The organism is Roseovarius arcticus (assembly GCF_006125015.1).
GTDB lineage: Bacteria > Pseudomonadota > Alphaproteobacteria > Rhodobacterales > Rhodobacteraceae > Roseovarius > Roseovarius arcticus.
In genome coordinates this window covers 3,697,306-3,717,622 of the sequence record NZ_SZZN01000001.1, presented here as the reverse complement: position 1 = coordinate 3,717,622, position 20,317 = coordinate 3,697,306, and the positions used below count along the sequence as shown (strand labels likewise).

At 59.5% G+C, this 20,317-nt stretch carries 18 protein-coding genes and 2 tRNA genes; 8 read left to right on the top strand and 12 right to left on the bottom strand.

Going from position 1 to position 20,317, the window contains the following annotated elements; translation table 11 throughout:
- Nucleotides 1-35: 35 nt before the first annotated feature.
- The gene (locus MK6180000_RS17780; RefSeq protein WP_138936570.1) at nt 36-3,605 is read left to right on the top strand and encodes a hydantoinase B/oxoprolinase family protein; all 3,570 of its coding nucleotides are present in this window, start codon (nt 36-38) and stop codon (nt 3,603-3,605) included.
- Nucleotides 3,606-3,649: 44 nt separating this feature from the next.
- A complete protein-coding gene (gene radC, locus MK6180000_RS17775; protein WP_138935959.1) occupies nt 3,650-4,414 on the top strand; it encodes a RadC family protein in 765 nt (254 codons plus the stop codon).
- A 5-nt stretch (nt 4,415-4,419) separates the two neighbouring features.
- Here radC and MK6180000_RS17770 read toward each other — a convergent pair.
- Nucleotides 4,420-4,496 (bottom strand) — tRNA-Arg (locus MK6180000_RS17770).
- 120 nt (nt 4,497-4,616) lie between these two features.
- Here MK6180000_RS17770 and MK6180000_RS17765 point away from each other — a divergent pair.
- Nucleotides 4,617-5,642, top strand: coding sequence for a LacI family DNA-binding transcriptional regulator (locus MK6180000_RS17765; RefSeq protein WP_138935958.1), 1,026 nt, complete (start codon nt 4,617-4,619; stop codon nt 5,640-5,642).
- Nucleotides 5,643-5,845: 203 nt separating this feature from the next.
- Here MK6180000_RS17765 and MK6180000_RS17760 read toward each other — a convergent pair whose 3' ends face one another.
- From MK6180000_RS17760 to petA, 3 genes are read right to left on the bottom strand one after another with little or no spacing between them, the layout of a single operon-like run.
- On the bottom strand, nt 5,846-6,694 hold the full coding sequence (locus MK6180000_RS17760; RefSeq protein ID WP_171054684.1) for a cytochrome c1: 849 nt from the start codon (nt 6,692-6,694) through the stop codon (nt 5,846-5,848).
- A 20-nt stretch (nt 6,695-6,714) separates the two neighbouring features.
- Nucleotides 6,715-8,055 (bottom strand): cytochrome b, encoded by a 1,341-nt coding sequence (gene petB / locus MK6180000_RS17755; RefSeq protein WP_138935957.1) that lies wholly within the window; start codon nt 8,053-8,055, stop codon nt 6,715-6,717.
- Between the two features lie 12 nt (nt 8,056-8,067).
- Complete coding sequence (gene petA / locus MK6180000_RS17750) at nt 8,068-8,628, bottom strand: ubiquinol-cytochrome c reductase iron-sulfur subunit (RefSeq protein ID WP_138935956.1); 561 nt, start codon at nt 8,626-8,628, stop codon at nt 8,068-8,070.
- A gap of 322 nt (nt 8,629-8,950) precedes the next feature.
- Here petA and MK6180000_RS17745 point away from each other — a divergent pair, with 322 nt between their 5' ends.
- Nucleotides 8,951-9,640, top strand: a complete 690-nt coding sequence (locus tag MK6180000_RS17745; protein WP_138935955.1) for an outer membrane protein — start codon at nt 8,951-8,953, stop codon at nt 9,638-9,640.
- Nucleotides 9,641-9,673: 33 nt separating this feature from the next.
- On the opposite strand, the gene MK6180000_RS17740 is transcribed toward MK6180000_RS17745, so the two are convergent.
- The 4 genes from MK6180000_RS17740 to dapF all read right to left on the bottom strand — a co-directional run bounded on the left by MK6180000_RS17740 (nt 9,674) and on the right by dapF (nt 13,069).
- On the bottom strand, nt 9,674-10,276 hold the full coding sequence (locus MK6180000_RS17740) for a glutathione S-transferase (RefSeq protein WP_138935954.1): 603 nt from the start codon (nt 10,274-10,276) through the stop codon (nt 9,674-9,676).
- Nucleotides 10,277-10,348: 72 nt separating this feature from the next.
- On the bottom strand, nt 10,349-10,963 hold the full coding sequence (locus MK6180000_RS17735; RefSeq protein ID WP_138935953.1) for an FMN-binding negative transcriptional regulator: 615 nt from the start codon (nt 10,961-10,963) through the stop codon (nt 10,349-10,351).
- Between the two features lies 1 nt (nt 10,964).
- A complete protein-coding gene (gene mtaB / locus MK6180000_RS17730) occupies nt 10,965-12,215 on the bottom strand; it encodes a tRNA (N(6)-L-threonylcarbamoyladenosine(37)-C(2))-methylthiotransferase MtaB (RefSeq protein ID WP_138935952.1) in 1,251 nt (416 codons plus the stop codon).
- Nucleotides 12,212-13,069, bottom strand: a complete 858-nt coding sequence (dapF, locus tag MK6180000_RS17725) for a diaminopimelate epimerase (RefSeq protein ID WP_138935951.1) — start codon at nt 13,067-13,069, stop codon at nt 12,212-12,214. The genes mtaB and dapF overlap by 4 nt, the downstream gene beginning before the upstream one ends.
- A gap of 107 nt (nt 13,070-13,176) precedes the next feature.
- Between dapF and MK6180000_RS17720 the strand changes: the two genes are divergently transcribed.
- Nucleotides 13,177-13,252: transfer RNA gene (locus MK6180000_RS17720), tRNA-Lys, on the top strand.
- Nucleotides 13,253-13,600: 348 nt separating this feature from the next.
- On the top strand, nt 13,601-15,235 hold the full coding sequence (locus tag MK6180000_RS17715) for an MFS transporter (RefSeq protein ID WP_138935950.1): 1,635 nt from the start codon (nt 13,601-13,603) through the stop codon (nt 15,233-15,235).
- Nucleotides 15,236-15,425: 190 nt separating this feature from the next.
- Here MK6180000_RS17715 and MK6180000_RS17710 read toward each other — a convergent pair whose 3' ends face one another.
- From MK6180000_RS17710 to MK6180000_RS20915, 3 genes are read right to left on the bottom strand one after another with little or no spacing between them, the layout of a single operon-like run.
- Nucleotides 15,426-16,220: an inositol monophosphatase family protein gene (locus MK6180000_RS17710; protein WP_138935949.1), complete on the bottom strand. Its 795-nt coding sequence runs from the start codon at nt 16,218-16,220 to the stop codon at nt 15,426-15,428.
- Between the two features lie 11 nt (nt 16,221-16,231).
- Complete coding sequence (locus tag MK6180000_RS17705) at nt 16,232-16,978, bottom strand: amino acid ABC transporter ATP-binding protein (RefSeq protein WP_138935948.1); 747 nt, start codon at nt 16,976-16,978, stop codon at nt 16,232-16,234.
- A gap of 2 nt (nt 16,979-16,980) precedes the next feature.
- On the bottom strand, nt 16,981-17,115 hold the full coding sequence (locus MK6180000_RS20915; RefSeq protein WP_281284833.1) for a hypothetical protein: 135 nt from the start codon (nt 17,113-17,115) through the stop codon (nt 16,981-16,983).
- Between the two features lie 26 nt (nt 17,116-17,141).
- Between MK6180000_RS20915 and MK6180000_RS17695 the strand changes: the two genes are divergently transcribed.
- A complete protein-coding gene (locus tag MK6180000_RS17695; protein WP_246040567.1) occupies nt 17,142-17,639 on the top strand; it encodes a helix-turn-helix domain-containing protein in 498 nt (165 codons plus the stop codon).
- Between the two features lie 203 nt (nt 17,640-17,842).
- Nucleotides 17,843-19,285 (top strand): amidase, encoded by a 1,443-nt coding sequence (locus tag MK6180000_RS17690; protein WP_246040566.1) that lies wholly within the window; start codon nt 17,843-17,845, stop codon nt 19,283-19,285.
- An 82-nt stretch (nt 19,286-19,367) separates the two neighbouring features.
- On the opposite strand, the gene MK6180000_RS17685 is transcribed toward MK6180000_RS17690, so the two are convergent.
- Complete coding sequence (locus tag MK6180000_RS17685; RefSeq protein WP_138935946.1) at nt 19,368-20,171, bottom strand: lytic murein transglycosylase; 804 nt, start codon at nt 20,169-20,171, stop codon at nt 19,368-19,370.
- Between the last annotated feature and the right edge of the window lie 146 nt (nt 20,172-20,317).

The window sequence follows — 20,317 nt, the reverse complement described above, 5'->3', positions numbered from 1 at the left end:
CGCCAAACGTGGCGACTGCACAGCTGGGGGCGTCGATGGACAAGCGTTGGGAATTCTGGATCGACCGGGGCGGCACATTCACCGACATCGTTGCGCTGGATCCGGCGGGCAAGATGCACACACACAAGCTGCTGTCAGAAAACCCCGAGCGGTATGAGGACGCCGCCGTGCAGGGCATCGCGGACCTGATCGGAACCAAGGAGTTCGCGCCGAACAGCATCGCAGCGGTCAAGATGGGCACAACCGTCGCTACCAACGCACTGCTGGAGCGTAAGGGCGAGCGCGTTCTGCTGATGATCACCAAAGGATTTCGCGACCTGCTGCTGATCGGCTACCAGACGCGGCCCCGTCTGTTTGATCTGCATATCAAGCGGCCCGATCTGCTTTATCACGAGGTAGCAGAGTTGGATGAGCGGCTGGATGCGGATGGCGGAATAATTCGCCCGCTGGACGAGGATGCCGCGCGCGCCGCGCTGCAATCGGCCTATGAGAGCGGCATTCGTGCTGTCGCCATTGCCGGGCTTCACGCCTACCTCAATCCCGTACATGAGGCCCGCGTGGCCGAGATCGCAGCAGAGATCGGCTATTCCCAAATTAGCGTCAGCCACGAGGTCAGTCGCCTGGCCAAACTGGTCGGGCGCGGCGATACCACCGTCGTAGATGCTTATCTTTCGCCCATCCTGCGCCGCTATGTCGACCGCGTGGCAGATGCGCTGGACCTTGGGACAGCGTGCGAGCGGTTGCTATTCATGCAGTCAAACGGCGGCCTGACGGAGGCCCGCCGCTTTCAAGGAAAGGACGCGATTCTGTCCGGGCCCGCAGGCGGCATTGTGGGCATGGTCCATACGGGCCGCGCAGCTGGCGCCGACCGCCTGATCGGTTTCGACATGGGCGGCACCAGCACCGATGTCAGTCACTACGCAGGCGAATACGAGCGCAGCTTTGAGACGGAGGTGGCGGGCGTGCGGATGCGTGCGCCTATGATGGACATTCACACGGTGGCCGCTGGCGGCGGCAGCATTTGCAAATTTGAGGATGGCCGATTTCAAGTTGGACCGGACAGCGCCGGCGCCGATCCCGGCCCTGCCTGCTATCGCCGGGGCGGCCCGCTGACCGTGACTGATTGCAATGTCATGCTGGGCAAGTTGAATCCAAATCATTTCCCGCAGGTCTTTGGCGCGGATGGCAATCAGCCGCTGGACGTGGATGTCGTGCGCGGCAAGTTCGCTGAGCTGGCACAGATTGTTGCCACCGAAACCGGCGATGCCCCCCGCACGCCTGAGGATATGGCGCACGGCTTCCTCCGGATCGCCATCGACAACATGGCAAACGCGATCAAGAAGATCAGCGTCCAGCGCGGCCATGACGTGACACGTTACACCCTGCAATGCTTTGGCGGCGCGGGCGGCCAACACGCTTGCGGCGTGGCCGATGCGCTGGGGATGACGCGCGTTCTGGTTCATCCTTACGCGGGCGTTCTGTCAGCCTACGGCATGGGCCTCGCGCCAATTACTGCGATGAAAGAGGCGCAGATGGATGTGCCGCTCGCCGCGTTTGGTGCGGCGATGCAGACGGTCAAAACCCTCAGCGCTGACACGCTGGCCGAAGTTGCAGCGCAGGGCGGTGATGATCCTGCTGCCACCCACCGCCTCCACCTTCGCTATGACGGCTCGCACCAGACGATCCCGGTTGAGGGCAGCGCCGAGGCCAATGCGCGCGAGTTGTTCGAGGCGGCACATAAGCAGCGCTATGGCTTCATCTCGCCGGGCCGCGACATTATCATCGATATGATTAGTGTTGAGGCAAACGGCACCAGCCGCGACGATGTGGCGCCAATTCTGCCAGATGGTGACGGCACGCCCACCGCACATCTCCCAATGTTTCAAGGCGGCGCTTGGTCCGACGTACCGGTCCATCCCCGCGATACTCTGAACGCGGCTAGCCGCATCCAAGGCCCCGCAATTATCACAGAGCCGACGGGGACCAATGTGATTGAGTCCGGATGGTCCGCCCAATTGGACACGCGTGCGAACCTCATAATCGAGCGTCACATCGCCTTACGCGCAGAGGTCGCGAGAACTGAGGCTGATCCAATCTTGCTGGAAGTGTTCAACAACCTGTTTATGTCTGTCGCCGACCAAATGGGCGCAACGCTGGCCAACACGTCCTGGTCCGTGAACATCAAAGAGAGGCTCGATTTCAGTTGCGCAATATTTGACGAACGTGGCGATTTGGTTGCGAACGCCCCACATGTACCAGTTCATTTGGGGTCTATGTCCGACAGCGTAAAAACGATCATGCGGCTCAATCCTAATGCCCGCCCCGGCGACGCCTACATGTTGAACTCACCCTATGCCGGCGGCACCCACCTGCCTGACGTGACGGTTATCACGCCGCTTTTTGCCAAGGGTCGCCCGGTTATGTGGCTAGGAAGCCGCGGTCACCACGCCGACATCGGTGGACGTACCCCCGGAAGCGCCCCGCCCGACAGCACTCACATAGATGAAGAAGGCGTGCTGATCGACAATGTTCAATTGGTTCGCGAAGGTGATTTTCTGGAGGAAGAGGCCGAAGTCGTCCTACGCTCTGGCCACTACCCATGCCGGAACGTGCGTCAAAACATGGCGGATCTCAAGGCGCAGGTCGCTGCAAATGAGACGGGAAAACAGGCTCTATCCGGCGTTATAGAGACGTATGGCCTCGACGTGGTGCAGGCTTACATGGCCCATGTGCAGGACAACGCCGAGGAATCGGTGCGCCGCGTGATAGACAAGCTCGCGGACGGGCGGTTCACCTACCCGATGGACCACGGCGCAACAATTGAGGTCGCCGTGACTGTTGATCGCGAAGCGCGCGAGGCGGTCATCGACTTTACCGGCACGTCACCGCAGCACAGCGGCAATTACAACGCGCCAAGGTCGATCTGCGACGCCGTCGTCCTCTACGTATTTCGCACGATGGTCGGCGCCGACATTCCGCTGAACCAAGGCTGCCTCAAGCCATTGCGCGTGATCGTACCGGATGGCTCCATGCTGAATCCGATCTATCCAGCAGCAGTCATAGCCGGCAATACGGAGGTATCTCAGGCGACCTGCAACGCGCTGTATGGGGCGCTGGGGGTGATCGCGTGCAGTCAGGGCACGATGAACAATTTCGTTTGGGGCAACGACGAATTTCAGAATTATGAGACCATTGCAGGCGGCACTGGCGCAGGCCCCGGTTTTAATGGCTGCGACGCGGTACAAAGCCACATGACAAACACCCGCATGACCGATCCCGAAATCTTGGAAAAGCGGTTTCCCGTCCGGCTGGAAGAATTCACGGTTCGCAGTGCATCCGGTGGCACTGGCAAATGGCGCGGCGGCAATGGAGTGATCCGAAAAATGCGGTTCCTCAGGCCGGTCACAGTCACGACGCTGTGCTCGCACCGCATCATTCCCCCCTTCGGCGTCGATGGCGGTGCGCCCGGTAAGGTTGGGGTCAATTGGGCCGAAATGCCGGACGGCACGCGGCGCGACCTAAAAGGCTGTGACGAGATCGATTTACCTATTGGTGCCATTTTCGGAATAGAGACGCCGGGCGGTGGTGGATGGGGCAAATCCTGAGCCTCTTAACGCGCTGTTAAGCATTCTCGTGGAATCTAGCTTGTATGAGCGGTTATTCCCATTTCAGCGAGGCGTCCCTGCCCCTTTTCGGCGGTGACGAGGCTCAGGCCGCCGCTGTCCCAAACGGTGCGGCCCAACCGTCCTACATCCGTGATCACCGCGCGCGGCTTCGCAGTCGCTTTATGCAGGGCGGCGCGGGGCCAATGCCGGATTACGAACTGCTTGAACTGGTCCTTTTTCGCGCGATACCGCGCCGCGATGTCAAGCCGCTGGCGCGCACCTTGCTGGACCAGTTTGGCGACTTCAACGGCGTCGTGTCGGCATCAATTTCGCGGCTGGAATCGATAAGCGGCGTCGGCGAGGCCGTCATCACCGAATTAAAGATCATCGAGGCCGCCAGCCAGCGCCTGTCCCGCGCGCGTGTTTTGCAGCGGCAGGTCATCTCGTCATGGGACGCCTTGCTGGATTACTGCCACACCACGATGGCCCACCGCGACACCGAGCAGTTTCGCCTGTTTTTCCTAGACACAAAAAACACTCTGATCGCTGACGAGGCGCAGGCAAGTGGTACTGTCGATCATGTCCCCGTCTATCCGCGAGAGGTCGTTAAACGCGCACTAGAGCTGAACGCATCGGCGCTGATCCTTGTCCATAACCACCCATCAGGGGATCCGACGCCCAGCGAAGCCGACATCGTCATGACCCAAAAGATCAAGGACGCCGCCGAAGTCATGGGCATCACCCTCCACGACCATCTGATCATCGGAAAGTCCTGCGAGCTAAGCTTTCGCAGTGAGGGCTATCTATAACGGCTTGGTGACCCCGACTGGATTCGAACCAGTAACCTGCCCCTTAGGAGGGGGCTGCTCTATCCAGTTGAGCCACGGGGCCACGCGGTCTGAATAACGTGGGTCGGCGGGCTTGTCATCGGGGAATTCGCGGGCGGCATCTCTCTTGATCCGGCTTGGATGTTCGCGGTAACGTTTGGCAAGTTTACCTAGGATTATCAAATTGAACGAGAAATCAAATCGTCCGCTGACCCTCAGAGACGTGTCCGAGGCTTCGGGCGTGTCGGAGATGACCGTCAGCCGCGTGCTCCGCAAGCAGGGCGATGTGTCGGACGCGACGCGGCAAAAGGTTTTGGATAGCGCCAAAGCACTAGGGTATGTCCCGAACAAGATCGCAGGCGCGTTGGCCTCGAACCGGGTCAATTTGGTCGCGGTCATCATACCGTCCATGTCCAACATGGTCTTCCCTGAGGTTATGACCGGCATTACTCAGGTATTGGAGCAGACAGAGCTACAGCCCGTTATGGGCCTGACGGACTACACCCGAGAGAAGGAAGAAAAGGTCCTTTACGAGATGCTGTCTTGGCGGCCCTCGGGCGTCATAATTGCGGGGCTAGAGCATTCCGAGGCGGCGCGCGCGATGCTACGTGCATCGGGTATTCCGGTGGTCGAGATCATGGATGTGGACGGCACGCCGGTCGATTCGGTGGTAGGTATATCGCACCGCCGCGCGGGCGAGCAGATGGGGCGCGCGATCCTCAAGGGGGGCTATCGGCGCATCGGCTTTATGGGCACCACAATGCCGCGCGACCACCGGGCGCGCAAACGGTTTGAGGGTCTGACCGACGTTTTAGCGAAGTCCGGCGTAGAAATTGCGGAGAAGGAGTTTTATTCTGGCGGGTCTGCATTGCTCAAGGGACGCGAGATGACGCAAGCCATGCTGGCGCGTGATCCAGATCTGGACTTTCTATATTATTCCAATGACATGATCGGCGCGGGCGGCCTTTTGTGGCTGCTGGAGCAGGGCTATGATATACCCGGCAAGATCGGTCTTGCGGGCTTCAATGGTCTTGATATCCTCAAGGGACTGCCGCGCACCTTGGCAACTATGGATGCATGCCGGTACGAGATCGGGCGGCAGGCGGCGCAGATCATCGCGGACCGGGCGCAACCGGGCGCAGACCAGTCGCCGCAGCGCATCGCGCTGGAGCCGACAATCAGCTACGGCGATACACTGCGCAGGCCGTAGAGAAGCACTCATCTCAGGCCGATCTGCCGACCAACGACCATGCACTTCTATAGCCTTCCGGTTCCGGCAGGGCCCTAGATCTCAGGCGAAATAGGATGCTTGATAGTGCGGGATGGAACGCATTTGCCGTGCCTGGCAATTGAAAAACCCCGCTCGTTTCCGGGCGGGGTTTGATAGTGAATATATAGACAATGAGAAAGCTACTAATGCTTTTTCTTGCCCTTTAGAGGCGCCCAGATCCGCTTGTTCGTCAGATAAAGCAGGACCGACAAAAGCGTCAGAAAGATAACGCCAGTTAGGCCCGCGAACTTGCGCGCCATCATCTTGGGTTCGGCCGTCCATGTCAGGAAGGCCGCGACATCCTTGGCCGAGTTTTCCAGATCGGCGGGGTGGCCATCATCGAATTCGACCGAATCCTCGTAGAGAGGCTGCGCCATCGCGATCCAGCTGCCGGGCACGGTCGTGTGACCGTGCTCATCCTTGCACTCTTCGGGATAACCGCCAGTAGCGAAGGCGGAGTTATAACTACCCGGGAAGTCTTCGGGCGCGCAATCGGGTGCCTCGTGATAGCTGGTCAGCAGAGTATAGATGTACTCAGGGCCGCCCATCCCCTTGAGGAACTGGTTGATGCCGGTGCCGTAGGGGCCATGAAATCCAGCACGCTTTTTTGCCATCAATGACAAGTCAGGCGCGTTTTCCAGCGACGATTTGGGAAAGTGGTCAGCCGGTGTCGCAGGACGGAAATCATCCAGCTCGCCGTCGAATACTTCGTATTGGCTCGCATACGCGCGCACTTGATCCTCGGGCAGTTGCGGTCCGCCATCGTCATGCAACGTGCGGATCGGCACGTATTGCAAGCCGTGGCAGGCCGAGCAGACCTCGGTGTAGACCTTGAGCCCGCGCTGAAGCTGAAGCGGATCAAAGCTGCCAAACGGACCCTCAAAGGAGAAGTCTATATCCTCTACATGGACATCCCCCGCTGCCAAGGCAGCGCCTCCAGGCAGCGCAAGCGATAGCGCGATAGCGGCAGGTGCGCCAATTTTACGGAACATTGCGTTCATCATTCTGCCCCTCATTCGGCCGGTTTGACGATGGTTTGCGTACCACCGGTTTCGGAGTAATGCGCGTTAAAGTCTTCTTCGATCGTCGCCGGGATCGGCAGCGGTTTCTCAATCACGCCCAATAGCGGTAGCAAGATCAGGAAATACGCGAACCAATAGGCCGAGGCGGTCAATGAGATGATGCCATAGATACCTTCGGCCGGCATTGCCCCCGCCCACATCAGGACAAAGAAATCGAGTACCAACAGCCCGAACCACCACTTGAACATCGGGCGATACCGTCCCGAACGTACGGAGGAGGTGTCGAGCCACGGCGCCAGCGCCATGACAGCAATCGCGCCGAACATCGCCAACACGCCAAAGAATTTGGCGTCCACGATGCCGCCGGTGATCCAGCTGGCGATCATCACGACCCACACGTCAGACGTGAAGGCACGCAAAATTGCGTAGAAGGGCAAGAAGTACCATTCCGGCACGATGTGCGCAGGCGTGGAGAGCGCATTGGCCTCAATGTAGTTGTCAGGGTGGCCCAGATAGTTCGGCATGAAGCCAACGATGGCAAAGAAAACGATCAGGATGATCGCCAGCGCAAACAGATCCTTGATCACGAAATACGGCCAGAATGGAACGGTGTCTTTTTCGGCCTCTGCCTTGGAAGTACGGCGCACTTCGACGCCTGTCGGGTTATTATTGCCCGTCGTGTGGAACGCCCAGATATGCACGGCCACCAGCGCAGAGATGATGAACGGCAGCAGGTAATGCAGGCTGAAGAACCGGTTCAGCGTGGCATTGTCTACCGCTGGTCCGCCCAGCAGCCATGTTTGAATAGGCTCACCGATAAACGGAATCGCACCAAAGAGGCCGGTGATGACCGTGGCGCCCCAGAATGACATCTGGCCCCAAGGCAGGACGTAGCCCATGAATGCCGTGCCCATCATCATCAGATAGATGAGCATGCCGATGATCCACGTAACCTCGCGCGGTGCTTTGTACGAGCCGTAGTAGAGCCCGCGGAAGATGTGCGCATAAACCGCGACAAAGAACAGTGAGGCGCCGTTCATGTGCAGATAACGGATGAAATGCCCGCCGTTCACGTCGCGCATGATGTGTTCGATGGACGCAAAGGCAAGATCGACATGCGGCGTGTAGTGCATCGCCAGGACGATGCCTGTAATGATTTGAAGCGCCAGGCAAAACGTCAGGACGATGCCCCAGATCCACATCCAGTTAAGGTTCTTGGGCGTCGGAATCGTCAACGTGCTGTAGAGCAGACCGACAATGGGCAAGCGCTGATGCAGCCACTTTTCGCCCCGCGAGCCCGGCTCGTAATGATCGTGCGGAATACCACTCATCTATTCGTGTCCTTATCCCAATTTGATCGTTGATTCGTCGGCGAACTCTGCCACCGGGATGTGCAGATTCTCCGGGGCCGGCCCCTTGCGGATACGCCCGGCGGTATCGTAGTGCGAGCCGTGGCAGGGGCAGAACCATCCACCAAAATCGCCGGCACCATCACCGATGGGAACGCAGCCAAGATGCGTGCAAACCCCGATCATTACCAGCCATTCCTCGTTGTCACCAATAACGCGGTTGATGTCCGAGGCATCGGTATCCGGCTTGTTGGGATTCTCCGACTTGGCATCAATCAATTCGCTCATCGGCACGTCTTTGGCCGCATCAATCTCGGCCTGGGTCCGGCGGCGAACAAACACCGGCTTGCCCAAATATTTGACAGTGATCTGAGTGCCGACGGCGACGTCCGCGACATCGACCCGGATCGAGCTGAGGGCCTGAACATCCGCCGAAGGATTCATCTGATTGACTAGCGGCCAAACGGCGGCACCGGTCGCGACGGTGGCGGCGCCGGCGGTCGCGTAATAGAGGAAATCCCTCCGGGTGCCTTCGTGATCGTCTGCGTGGGACACGAGGTTTACTCCAATCTCAGGGGCTGTCTGGTCAGTCCCATACGGGGGTTACAGGCCACAGGATTTCCGCGACCGTTCAGGAACGCGTTTTAGCGAGGGTTTTCCAGCCCGTCCAGTGCGCAATGCCTTATATCGGGCAAGGGCGCGGATGTGTCGCGCCAGAGGCGCGCCCACTGCTGGTTGCAAAAGGTGCGTTAACTTCCCGGCGCCAGAGGCGTGCTAACGGCAACAGCCAGAAACATGCGACTCTGCGGCGCTTGAGGCGGTGCGCCGTGCGGTGTAGTAAAGATTATAACTGCCGCCTCATGTGAAAGCCTTGCCCATGTCCATCATATCGAAAACCGCCATCGCCGCCGCCTTGCTGATGGCCGCCTCCCCCGCTGCCGCCGAGCTGGAGCTGAGCTTTTATCTGGGTACCCAGACCGTCACAGACAGCGACGCGTCAGGTACGTTGCCAGACGGCACCGCATTTAATCGCAACGTGGACTGGCAGGGCAAATCGCTCGACAACCCCTATTACTATGGTGGCCGCGCGATGTGGTGGACCAATAGTGACCTCGGGTTCGGCATCGAAGGCACTCACACCAAGGCATATGCCAGCGCCGGCGACCGCGCCGCTTTTGGTGTTAGCCGATTGGAATTCACGGACGGGCATAACATCTTCACTGCTAACGTGATGAAGCGTTATCCGGGAGCGTTCGGCGGCAGTCGCTTTACCCCCTATGCGGGCGCGGGCGTCGGCATAGCCGTTCCGCATGTCGATATTCAGGTCATCGGCGCGAGTAACCGCACACATGACTTTGAGATGACAGGGCTGGCCCTGCGCGGCATCGCGGGCATGAAATACGAGTTGAACGAAAACTGGTCGCTCTTTGGTGAGTATCAGATCGTGTGGTCCGATAATGACGTGACGATCAATGCCGATCCCGGCGTGCCCGGCCAACCCGACGGCAAGCTGCGCACTGAGCTACTGACTCACGCCGTAAACATCGGCATCAGCTACAGTTTCTAGTCGCGACTTACACAGGCGCGCATACGGCCCGGCCTATTCAGGCCGGGTCTTTTTCATTGATTCGCACTGATCGAACGTCGCGTGCCATGCGCTTAGCTGTGGACGTGTGCCGCGCCATTCGCGGTCCGGCTGGCGAAAGCTGATATAGCTCAGCGCGCAGCCCACGGCGATTTGGCCTATGTCCAGCGGGCCCGCCAGATGGCTGATCCAGCGCGCCTCCAGCGCGTCCATCGCTGACGTGATCTTGCCCCATTGGGCATCAATCCAGCCGTCCCATTGTTTGTCTTCTGGTCTCAGGCGGACCTCATAGATCATCGATACGCCCGCATCCATGATCGCATCGCCTGTCGCCTCCAGCGTCAGCGTCTCCCACAGGCGCGCTTTGGGATAGAGCGTGCCGCCCGCCTGCGCATCCAGATATTGGCAGATCACCCGGCTGTCATATAGTGCCGACCCGCCGTCGCGGATCAACGCAGGAACCTTACCCAGCGGGTTGGCTGCGGCAACAGCGGGGTCGGTCTTGACTGGGCTGGTGGGGATATTGGCCACCTCTACCGAATCGATCATGCCCAACTCGTGCAGTACGACCACAACTTTGCGGCCAAAGGGCGAGGTTGAGCCAGTCAGAAGTTTCATCAAGATTGCTCCTCTCAGGGTGTCTGATGCAGCGTATGGACGGGCGCGGGCGCTGTCCAGAGTGCAGGCATCTCAGGCGCTGCGCATGAGGGCGGCCAGCAGCCGCACCTCTTGGCCCATGCCATAGGCATCGACGTGATCGGCGGCGCGCAGGCGCACATCGCCCGGCTTGTTCTGGTTCAGCTTCCAAGTTCCATGCACCTCGGCCACACGCATCCGGCAGGGCACGATCTGGCGCATCATGCGGTCCAGAACCTCGGGCGTCATCTTGGCGGCGGTCCATGGCGCTTTCGGCGCGAGGCTTGCCTCATACGTCTCGGTCTGGCGATCCAGTAGCGCGCGCAATTCATCAGCAGGGCGCAGCTCAATCTCGCCGATCAGATGCACGGCGATATAGTTCCACGTCGGCACCTGTTCCTCGGCCCCGTACCAATCGGGCGATATGTAGGAATGGGGCCCTTGGACGGCTAGCCGCGCAAGCGTCGGCACCTGAACCAACCGCGCGATGGGATTAGAGCGGACGAGGTGAAAATCCGCGCTGTCGCCCGCATCGTTCAGCACGAAAGGGATGTGGCTGATGAGCGGTGCACCATCTCCCGCCACCGCCAACATCCCAAATCCCTGCTGCCGCGCGAAATCGAGGTTAAAATCTGTAGTCGCGCCGCGGTAGACGGGGTTGGGATGCATGTCAGGCTGCCACTAGCTGCGTGCCGCGTACGCCATTGATACACGCAGCGACGATTTGGCCCTCAGGACGGGGCGTGTCAAACGTGACTTCGGTAAATTGCTCAGTCCGGCCCATATGTGGGCTCTCCATTAGCACAGCATGGTTGCGACCTACTTGCGCGCTCAAGTGACGCTCCACCTGCGCCGTGCCAACGCTTCGCAGCCGCGCCGCGCGATCCTTGATCGCCCGGCCGTCCACTTGCGGCATCCGCGCGGCAGGCGTGCCGGGGCGGGGCGAATAGGGAAAGACGTGCAGCCATGTAAGATCACATTCCCGTACGAGCGCGAGGGAATTCTCAAAATGCGCCTCAGTCTCGGTCGGGAATCCGGCAATAATATCAGCGCCGAATGTCATGTCGGGGCGCAGTCGCCGCGCCTCCTCGGCGAAGGCGATAGCGTCATCACGCAAATGCCGCCGCTTCATCCGTTTTAGGATCAAATCATCACCGTGTTGCAGGCTCAGATGCAGATGCGGCATCAGGCGCGGCTCGGTCGCAATGGCGGCCAGCAAGTTTTCATCCACCTCAATTGAATCGATCGAGCTGATGCGCAGGCGCGGCAGATCCTGCACCAGACGCAGGATGCGCATGACCAGATCGCCCAGTTTTGGCGTGGCGGGCAGATCCGCGCCCCAGCTGGTCAGGTCCACCCCCGTCAGCACCACCTCATTATAGCCCGCATCGACCAAACGCTTGATCTGGTCGATGATGACACCTGCAGGCACGCTGCGCGAATTGCCGCGGCCATAGGGGATAATGCAAAACGTGCAGCGATGATCGCACCCGTTTTGCACCTGCACATAGGCGCGCGACCGCGTGCCGAACCCGTCGATCAGGTGGCCCGCCGTCTCGGTCACGGACATGATATCGTCGACCTGCACAGGCTCGGTCCCGAAATCACCGGCAAGGGCCGCCCATGTGCTGGCCTGCATCTTCTCGGTGTTGCCGATGACGGTATCGACTTCGGGCATGGCGGAAAACGTCGCAGGCTCGGTCTGGGCTGCGCAGCCGGTGACAATGATACGCGCGTCCGGGTTGTCGCGGCGCAGGCGGCGAATGTCTTGGCGCGCTTTGCGCACGGCCTCGGACGTCACGGCGCAGGTGTTGACCACGACAGCGCCTTGCAGCCCGGCGCTGGCGGCCAGTTCCTTCATCGCTTCCGTCTCATAAGCGTTCAGGCGGCAACCGTGATTGGAGAAAATCGGTGCGTTCATGTCGCACCTGCCAGAAATGCGGGCGTCAGCACTCCGCTGGCCACATGCATCGTCGGACCAGTCATCCAGACGCCGTCGCCGCGCCAATCGATCATCAACGTGCCGCCATCCAGATCAACGCGCACCGCGCGCCCGGTCAGCCCCCGCCGCGCCGCCGCCACAGCAACCGCGCAAGAGGAGGAGCCAGAGGCGAGCGTCACGCCGACCCCCCGCTCCCACACGCGCATGCGAATGTGATCGGCGCCTATGACACTGGCGACCTGTACATTGGTACGCTGGGGAAACAGTGGATGATGCTCATACCGCGGGCCGAACTGCTCCAGCGGGATAGCCTCGGCATCGGCGACGAAAAACGTGCAGTGCGGATTGCCCATCCCGGTAGCGACGGGGCCGCCCTCGATGGGCAATTCCAGCGTGTCCATCTCCTCGGCTAGCGGAATGTCCTGCCAGTCAAGCTGAGGCGCGCCCATATTCACCGACGTCAATCCATCGCCCGCATCCTGCGCATAAAGATCGCCTCGCTGCGTGGTAAGGTGAAGCGTATCAGTGCCGGCCTCGTCCATCAGGTAGCGCGCTATACAGCGGGTGGCGTTGCCACACGCGCCCGCCATGCTGCCATCGCTGTTCCAAAAAGTCAGATGTGCGTCGCCAGCACCGGCGCTAATCACTGCCAATTGGTCAAATCCGATGCCGCGATGCCGGTCGCCCAGCAGGATCGCCAGCGCCGGCGTCATCGCCATATCCTGCGCGCGCGCATCCAGCACACCCAACTCGCGCGCGTCCAGCACGACAAAGTCGTTTCCCAGCCCATGCATCTTCATGAAGGGCAAACCCGTATCGCGGCGCGTATCCATGCTGCGCGCTATACCCCCCCGCCAGAAATGAATCCAGAGTTTGCACACCCGCGCCGGCGGAATTGGGGTTGACCCTAGGCGGCGCTCTTTCTACTTACGCCCGCAGTGGGCCCTTAGCTCAGTTGGTAGAGCAACTGACTTTTAATCAGTGGGTCACAGGTTCGAATCCTGTAGGGCTCACCACTTTATTCAGAGACTTGTCGTGATTCCGCAGTAGCCGGTGTGCTACTGGGGCCCGGCTGGGCCGTAGGAATTTCAAATGCGCCCAAGCAGCCGTCGCGCCGAACGCTGCGCTTGCCGCAAGATACACGTCAAAAATTGACGAAGAAAAAGCTAGAGGCGTCGGCGACAGACCGGGCTATGCCGCAGCCTATAAAGGCAGCTAATCATTGGCCGCGCGAAACTTTGCCCGTCGGAAATCGTTGGCGCGTGGGTAAAGGCGGTCTTGCCGAAAGGTGACCTCCATGTTGCCCGTAACGTTTGACAGCGATATCAATCACGGCAGGGTCTGGTCGAGTAAGGGAGCGCCTCGTGCCGCAAAGTACGTCCACACTGACGCTTTTTCGAAATCAGACGTTTCGTATGCTGTGGATTGCAGCCCTTGCCTCGAACTTTGGGGGCCTCGTGCAGGCCGTTGGGGCAGCTTGGATGATGACATCGTTGACCCAGTCCCAAAGCATGGTCGCGCTCGTCCAATCCTCCGTGACGCTTCCCATCATGATATTCTCTTTGCTGGCAGGGGTGTTTGCCGACAATTTTGACCGCCGCAAGGTTATGCTCATCGCGCAATCCTTCATGCTCATCGTGTCGATCGCGCTTGCTATTATGGCCTATGAGGGACTGCTGTCACCTTGGCTCTTACTAGGGTTCACGTTTCTGATCGGGTGCGGCACGGCGTTGCACAATCCGTCATGGCAGGCATCGATGGGCGATATAGTTTCGCGTGACGAGCTGTCGGCGGCGGTGTCGCTCAACAGTATGGGCTTCAATTTGATGCGCAGCATTGGGCCTGCTGCTGGCGGCGCAATCGTGGCCATCGCCGGTGCTGCGGCTGCGTTTACGGTAAATGCGTTCAGTTATTTCGGCATCATTACTGCCCTTTGGCTGTGGCGACCCGCGACGCCGCAGCGGCGCTTGCCGCGCGAGCGGATGGGCAGCGCGTTTTCGGCGGGCCTGCGCTATGTCGCGATGTCGCCCAACCTCATGAAAGTGATCTTTCGCGGCTTCCTGTTTGGCCTCTCTGCCATTGCGATACTGGCGCTTCTGCCCCTGATCGTCAGGGAGTTGCTGCAGGGCGGGGCCTTTGTCTATGGTGTGCTATTAGGCTGCTTCGGTATGGGGGCAGTGTTCGGCGCGCTGCTGAACGCTCGCCTGCGCGCTCGGTTTCAGAACGAGCGTATTACACAAGCCGCGTTCCTCGCCTTCGCGATCAGCAGCATCACTCTGGCCCTAAGCCGCGACTACGTGTTCAGCGGCGGCGCCTTGCTGCTAGCTGGGGGCAGCTGGGTCATTGCTTTGTCGTTGTTCAATGTCACGGTGCAGTTGTCGACGCCGCGCTGGGTCGTCGGCAGGGCCCTTGCACTCTATCAGACCGGCGTATTCGGCGGCATGGCCGGGGGAAGTTGGGCGTGGGGCGCTATAGCTGAAAACTTCGGTGCGGACCGCGCGATGTTTGTGGCAGCCGCTATGCTGATCTTTGGGGCTTTGATCGGCTTTAGCGTGCCATTGCCAGATTCCACCGAGCTTGACCTCAATCCGCTAAATACCTTCACCGAGCCGTCGTTGCGGCTCGACCTGAAACAACGCAGCGGGCCTATAATGATCATGGTTGACTACACGATTGCCCAAGCGGACGTAACCGAATTTCTGGCTGTGATGAACGTGAGACGGCGCATCAGAATCCGAGACGGCGCGCAGCAATGGGCGCTGTTGCGTGATCTTGAAAACCCCGACGTCTGGACCGAGACGTATCATGTCCCCACTTGGGTCGAGTATGTTCGCCACCACGAGCGTCGAACCCAAGCAGACGCCGAGTCCTACAAGAGCGTTCTGAAGCTGCATCGCGGCAAGGAACGGCCCAAGGTGCATCGTATGATTGAACGGCAGGCAATATCGCTTCGAGACGATACACCGCTCAAAGACGGGCCTGAGGAAAATGCAGAATAAAAGGGTCTGTTTCTGGCTAAAACTGCAAATAGGTCATCGGCAATCTTACCCTAGCCCATGCAAGGCGGTTTTGGCTCTGCATGGGCCTGATCAGTTGCAAGTTCCCTCATGGTCAGAACGGTGGGCCATCTTATTTTGGCGCCACGCATCCAAGTCTGCAGCATTGTCGATCGGCGTTCTTAGGCTCTCTCTAAGCGTGGGCAGATCCGAGGATTGATATTGCCTCGTCAAACCGCGCTTTGTCACCTGCGGCGAGAACGTGACCCGCCATTTCGAAGCTGAGCGGCGCGCCAGTCCAATCGCCGAATTGCCCACCGGCGCCCAGTATGACGGCTGCGCAGGCATAAACGTCAAAGGGGTCCAGCCCACTGTCCACGGCCATGTCTGTACGGCCTGATGCCATCGCACCGTAGGCAAAGCATGACCCTCCGTATTGCACGTACTGCGCGCGCTTTCGGATGCGATCAAAGCGCGGGCGCTCGCTGTTTGACATAAAGTCACTGTTGCTGCAGGTAACAAAGGCGGTTTCAAGTGACGCACAAGGGCGCACATGAACGGGCCTGTTGTTATGAAGAGCGAAGCTGTGGGCGACGCCCGTCCAACGGTCAGCGGTAACAGGCTGGTCGATCACGCCCAGAAATGGCGCGCCATTCCAGGCAAGCCCAATCAACGTGCCGTAAATCGGAATCCCGGCAATAAAGGGTGCGGTGCCGTCAATCGGGTCCAGCACCCAGACGAATTCGGCATCGGTATTTACGTTCTCAAATTCCTCACCCAGGATACCGTGGCTTGGGTAGGCATCAATGATCCGATCGCGCAGTGCCGTTTCGACCGCCTTATCGGTGGTGGTAACAAAGGACGCGTCTGGTTTGATCTCAACTTGCGGAACCTGCTCGCTCGCCTCGCGCAGCATGGCGCGGCTGACGTCGGCCAGCGTCTCGGCAAAGCTCAGGAAAGTTTCATGCGGCGGGAGGGATTGGGTCATTCTTGGGCGTCCTAATGGCTGAGGATTTGGCTAAGGAAAAGCTGTGTGCGGGCATGCTTGGGCGCGCTGAAAAATGTGTCTGGCGGGCCCTCTTCCACGATCTCGCCGCCGTCCATAAAGATTACGCGGTCGGCGACCGACCTGGCAAAGCCCATCTCATGCGTCACGCAGACCATCGTCATTCCATCGCTGGCAAGGCTGGTCATCACCTCCAGCACCTCGCTGATCATTTCGGGGTCTAGCGCCGATGTCGGCTCGTCAAACAGCATCACCTCAGGCTTCATGCACAAGGCGCGGGCAATGGCGACGCGCTGTTGCTGCCCGCCAGACAGCTGGATCGGGTATTTATCGGCCTGTTCTGGGATTTTGACGCGCTCAAGGTAGTGCATCGCCACCTCTCGTGCCTCGACCTTGGGGGTCTTGCGCACCAGTTTCTGTGCCAACATCAGGTTCTTGAGGATCGTCATATGCGGGAACAGGTTGAAGCTCTGAAAGACCATGCCAACCTCGCGGCGTACCGCGTTGAGGTCTTTTAGTTTGTCCGCTAACTCGATATCGCCGATAAATATCCGGCCCTCGTCGTGTTTTTCCAGCCGGTTAATACAGCGTATCATGGTCGATTTTCCCGACCCGGAGGGGCCACAAACCACAATCCGTTCGCCCTTGGCAACGGCAAGGTTGATGTCGTTTAACGCCTTGAAGTTGCCGAAATGCTTGCCGACATTCTCCATGCGGATGAGGGGTTGCGATACGGTCATACTCAGCCCGTCCTTACCGTGTAGCGGCCCAGCCAGCGTTCGATCCGGGCCATTAATTTCTGGATGAAAAACGTGATGATCATGTAGATGATCGCCAGCGAGATGAAGATTTCATAGGGCGCATATGTCTGCGCCACGATCGTGCGCGCGATCCAACCAGCACATGCCGGACGAAAACGAACTCGACGTGCATATTGAGGATTCTGAGGCGATCGGATACTGCACGCCGGGCTGGCCCAAGAACATGGCCGAGGTAATCGCCCTCGTGAATCTACCCGACGGCACAGCGCTCGACCTGAGTTTTCTCACCCCATTAGGGAGCGCCGAAACACAGGCGTGTTATGCGTCGATCAAGAAGCTGTTTCCAATTTTGAACTCTGTACTGCAACGACAATTTTCACTGAATCCCAGTAGCTTGGATGCCATCAACAGCGGTATGAACCAAGAAACCCGGTTTCATGATTTTGGTGCAGACATCCTTACCGAGAGGGAGCGAGAGATCGTACAGCTTGTTCTCATTGGTCACAGCAGCAGATCGATCGCTTTGACTCTGGGCGTTTCGCTGCCAACGGTGAAAAGCCATAGGCGCAATGCTTACAGCAAGCTAAACATATCCTCTCAGGCTGAGCTATTCAGCCTTTTCTTGCTGCATTTGAAGTAGTTATCTAGCGCATTTGCCGAGCAAACGCGTGATGTAAAAGTGAACAGATAACGCGAGCGGGAGGCGTCAGAGGTACCTGAGCTGGCCGTGGGTGCAAACCAGAACCCGAGGAACCGTAACCAAGTTTTCTTGCACTTGGACGCCTTCCCTTGTTTACTTTTTTGCGAGCGCCTTCAAAACGCGCAAGCAGCCGGGAGGACGCAATGAAATCGTCTGAATCACATCCTTTTACCGGACCGGACCTGTGCGCGTTCGAGGCTCACGAAGTTGTTGCACTCCTGCGCAAGGGCGAGATTGAGCCGCGCGACCTGATCATGGCATCGCGCGCCCGCACAGAGGCTGTTGATCCAATCGTCAATGCTATGCCCACGACCTGCTGGGACCGCGCGGAGGCTGCAATTTCTGCGCTGCCCAACGGTGAGCGCGGCGCGCCCGGCTGGTTGGCCGGGCTGCCAATTGGCATAAAGGACCTGATGCCGGTCGCTGGCGTACGCACGACCTTCGGCACGCGGGGCCTGGCGGACTTCGTCCCCGATGCCAGCGATCCGCTGGTAGAGCGGCTGGAGGCGCGCGGCGCACTGGTGGTGGGCAAAACCAACACACCCGAAATGGGCGCAGGGGCAAATACGTTCAACGATGTATTTGGTGCGACGGTGAACCCGTGGAACACGTCGATGAACGCAGGCGGCTCTTCTGGCGGAGCAGCGGCAGGTCTGGCGACGGGCGAGGTATGGCTCAGCCACGGGTCCGACCACGGCGGCTCGCTGCGCACGCCAGCGGCATATTGCGGCGTCGTCGGAATGCGTCCCAGCCCCGGACGCGCAGGGGGGGCATCGCCCAAAGCCGGATTCATGATCGAAAGCGCGCAGGGTCCGATGGCGCGCTCGGTCACCGATTGCGCGCTCTTTCTCGATACAATGGCTGGGTTCGAGGCGAGATTTCCCATCTCATATCCCGCCCCAGACGTGCCGTTTCAGGAGGCTGTGCAACGGGCCAACGGCAAGCTGCGTATCGGTTTCGCGCTTGATCTGGGCGGCCTCTGCCCGGTGGATGCCGAGATGGCAGATCATCTGAGCGCCGCGATGCAGCAGCTAGAGCGGAGCGGTGCCACCGTCGAAGAGGCCTGCCCCGATGTTGCCGGACTGGACCGGACCTATCACATCCTACGCGGAATCAGCTGGGTCACCGGCGCGCGCACAGTAGACCCGGCGGTGCGCCAGCACTTCAAACCGACGCTGGAGGAAAACACCCGTTTCGGCGAGAGCCTGACAATTCAGGACGTGGCTGAAGCACAGGTCGGCCGCATGACCATCTTTAACGCAATGCAGGCCTTCTTTGGGCGGTTCGATGTGCTGGCCCTGCCCGTGGTCGGCTGCATGCCGCATCCTCAATCCGAGGAATGGGTGAGCGAGATCGGCGGCCAGACCCTTACCGGCTACATGGATTGGCTGCGCTTCGCCTTCCTTGCGACGACGGCGGGCCTTCCCGCGATATCGGTGCCAGTGGGGCTTGGCCCCCGCAACATGCCCATCGGTTTGCAACTAGTGGGCAAGCCGCGCGGCGAGGCCCGGTTGTTGGCTGCTGCACGGTTTGTCGAGATGGCGATGGGCGGACCGCTGGGGCCGATCGACCCTGTGCAGAGTTAACTAATGCCTACCTTGCAATAGGCATCCCTCTGGCGCGCGCCCGCCATTGCGCCCCATGATCAGAGCCCGGACAGAACCGCCTCTAGCCGTCGATCCGCGCGGCCATGATGGCAATCGCCTTTTGATAAACGCCAGCGGCATTCCACTGCTTGATCACGGCATAGTTGGCCTGACCTTCACCGTACCCCTTTCCCGGTTGCCAGCCCTTCTGGCGCAGAAAATTCGCCGTGGACGCCAGCGCGTCGGCCTGATTGTAGAAATCAACACGCCCGTCGCCATTGGCATCAATGCCGTAGCGTAGCGCGTTGCCGGGTAGAAACTGAGTATGGCCCAGCTCGCCGTGTTTTGCCCCCTTGGTAGCTCCGGTAATGGCGCCGGTATCGACCAGTTTCAGCGCGCCGATAGCGTGCGGTTTGAAAAAGTCTGACCGGCGGCAATCATAGGCGAGTGTGCTAATCGCCGACACGACAGCGCTATCGCCCATAAAGCCGCCAAATCCGGTTTCCATTCCGTGGATCGCAATAATGACACCTGCAGGGACGCCAAAGCGGGCTTCTAGGGACTGATAAAAGGCGGCGTCACGCGCCTTGCGCTTGCGGCCTTGGGCCACAATCGTATCAGCCCCGCGAACCTGCATAAACTTGCTCAGCGTGTATTTGAACGACTTTTGATTGCGATCTGCCGCGATGGTGCCGGACGCATATTGCGCTTGTGCAAGAGCGTTCAATCCGCGCTGCCCGACACCCGCATTTTCGGCCTCTTGCGCGAAGGCCGATTTCCACGCGTTGAAACCGCCAGAATTGTTGCCGCATTGGGCTGCCGCTACCGGCGCGGCAAAACCCACCACCACGAGCAATGCTGTGGACATGAATGTGATCAAACGCATGAGCAACCTCAATTTCTAAATGGCATTCCCCAGATAGAATGCCTCGTCGCCCATGCTGTCGCTGTTTTGCGCTTGGATCAACCCTCTTGAGCATACTGCAGCGGGGTTCGGGTCGCCGCCCGCTTGATCAAATCAGCACGTTCATA

Excerpts from the sequence above, each read along its gene's own strand:
- MK6180000_RS17780 (WP_138936570.1), top strand. The coding sequence starts at position 36 with ATGGACAAGCGTTGGGAATTCTGGATCGACCGGGGCGGCACATTCACC.
- radC (WP_138935959.1), top strand. The coding sequence starts at position 3,650 with ATGAGCGGTTATTCCCATTTCAGCGAGGCGTCCCTGCCCCTTTTCGGC.
- MK6180000_RS17760 (WP_171054684.1), bottom strand. The coding sequence starts at position 6,694 with ATGTTCCGTAAAATTGGCGCACCTGCCGCTATCGCGCTATCGCTTGCG.
- petB (WP_138935957.1), bottom strand. The coding sequence starts at position 8,055 with ATGAGTGGTATTCCGCACGATCATTACGAGCCGGGCTCGCGGGGCGAA.
- MK6180000_RS17745 (WP_138935955.1), top strand. The coding sequence starts at position 8,951 with ATGTCCATCATATCGAAAACCGCCATCGCCGCCGCCTTGCTGATGGCC.
- MK6180000_RS17740 (WP_138935954.1), bottom strand. The coding sequence starts at position 10,276 with ATGAAACTTCTGACTGGCTCAACCTCGCCCTTTGGCCGCAAAGTTGTG.
- MK6180000_RS17735 (WP_138935953.1), bottom strand. The coding sequence starts at position 10,963 with ATGCATCCCAACCCCGTCTACCGCGGCGCGACTACAGATTTTAACCTC.
- mtaB (WP_138935952.1), bottom strand. The coding sequence starts at position 12,215 with ATGAACGCACCGATTTTCTCCAATCACGGTTGCCGCCTGAACGCTTAT.
- dapF (WP_138935951.1), bottom strand. The coding sequence starts at position 13,069 with ATGGATACGCGCCGCGATACGGGTTTGCCCTTCATGAAGATGCATGGG.
- MK6180000_RS17710 (WP_138935949.1), bottom strand. The coding sequence starts at position 16,220 with ATGACCCAATCCCTCCCGCCGCATGAAACTTTCCTGAGCTTTGCCGAG.
- MK6180000_RS17705 (WP_138935948.1), bottom strand. The coding sequence starts at position 16,978 with ATGACCGTATCGCAACCCCTCATCCGCATGGAGAATGTCGGCAAGCAT.
- MK6180000_RS17695 (WP_246040567.1), top strand. The coding sequence starts at position 17,142 with ATGCCGGACGAAAACGAACTCGACGTGCATATTGAGGATTCTGAGGCG.
- MK6180000_RS17690 (WP_246040566.1), top strand. The coding sequence starts at position 17,843 with ATGAAATCGTCTGAATCACATCCTTTTACCGGACCGGACCTGTGCGCG.
- MK6180000_RS17685 (WP_138935946.1), bottom strand. The coding sequence starts at position 20,171 with ATGCGTTTGATCACATTCATGTCCACAGCATTGCTCGTGGTGGTGGGT.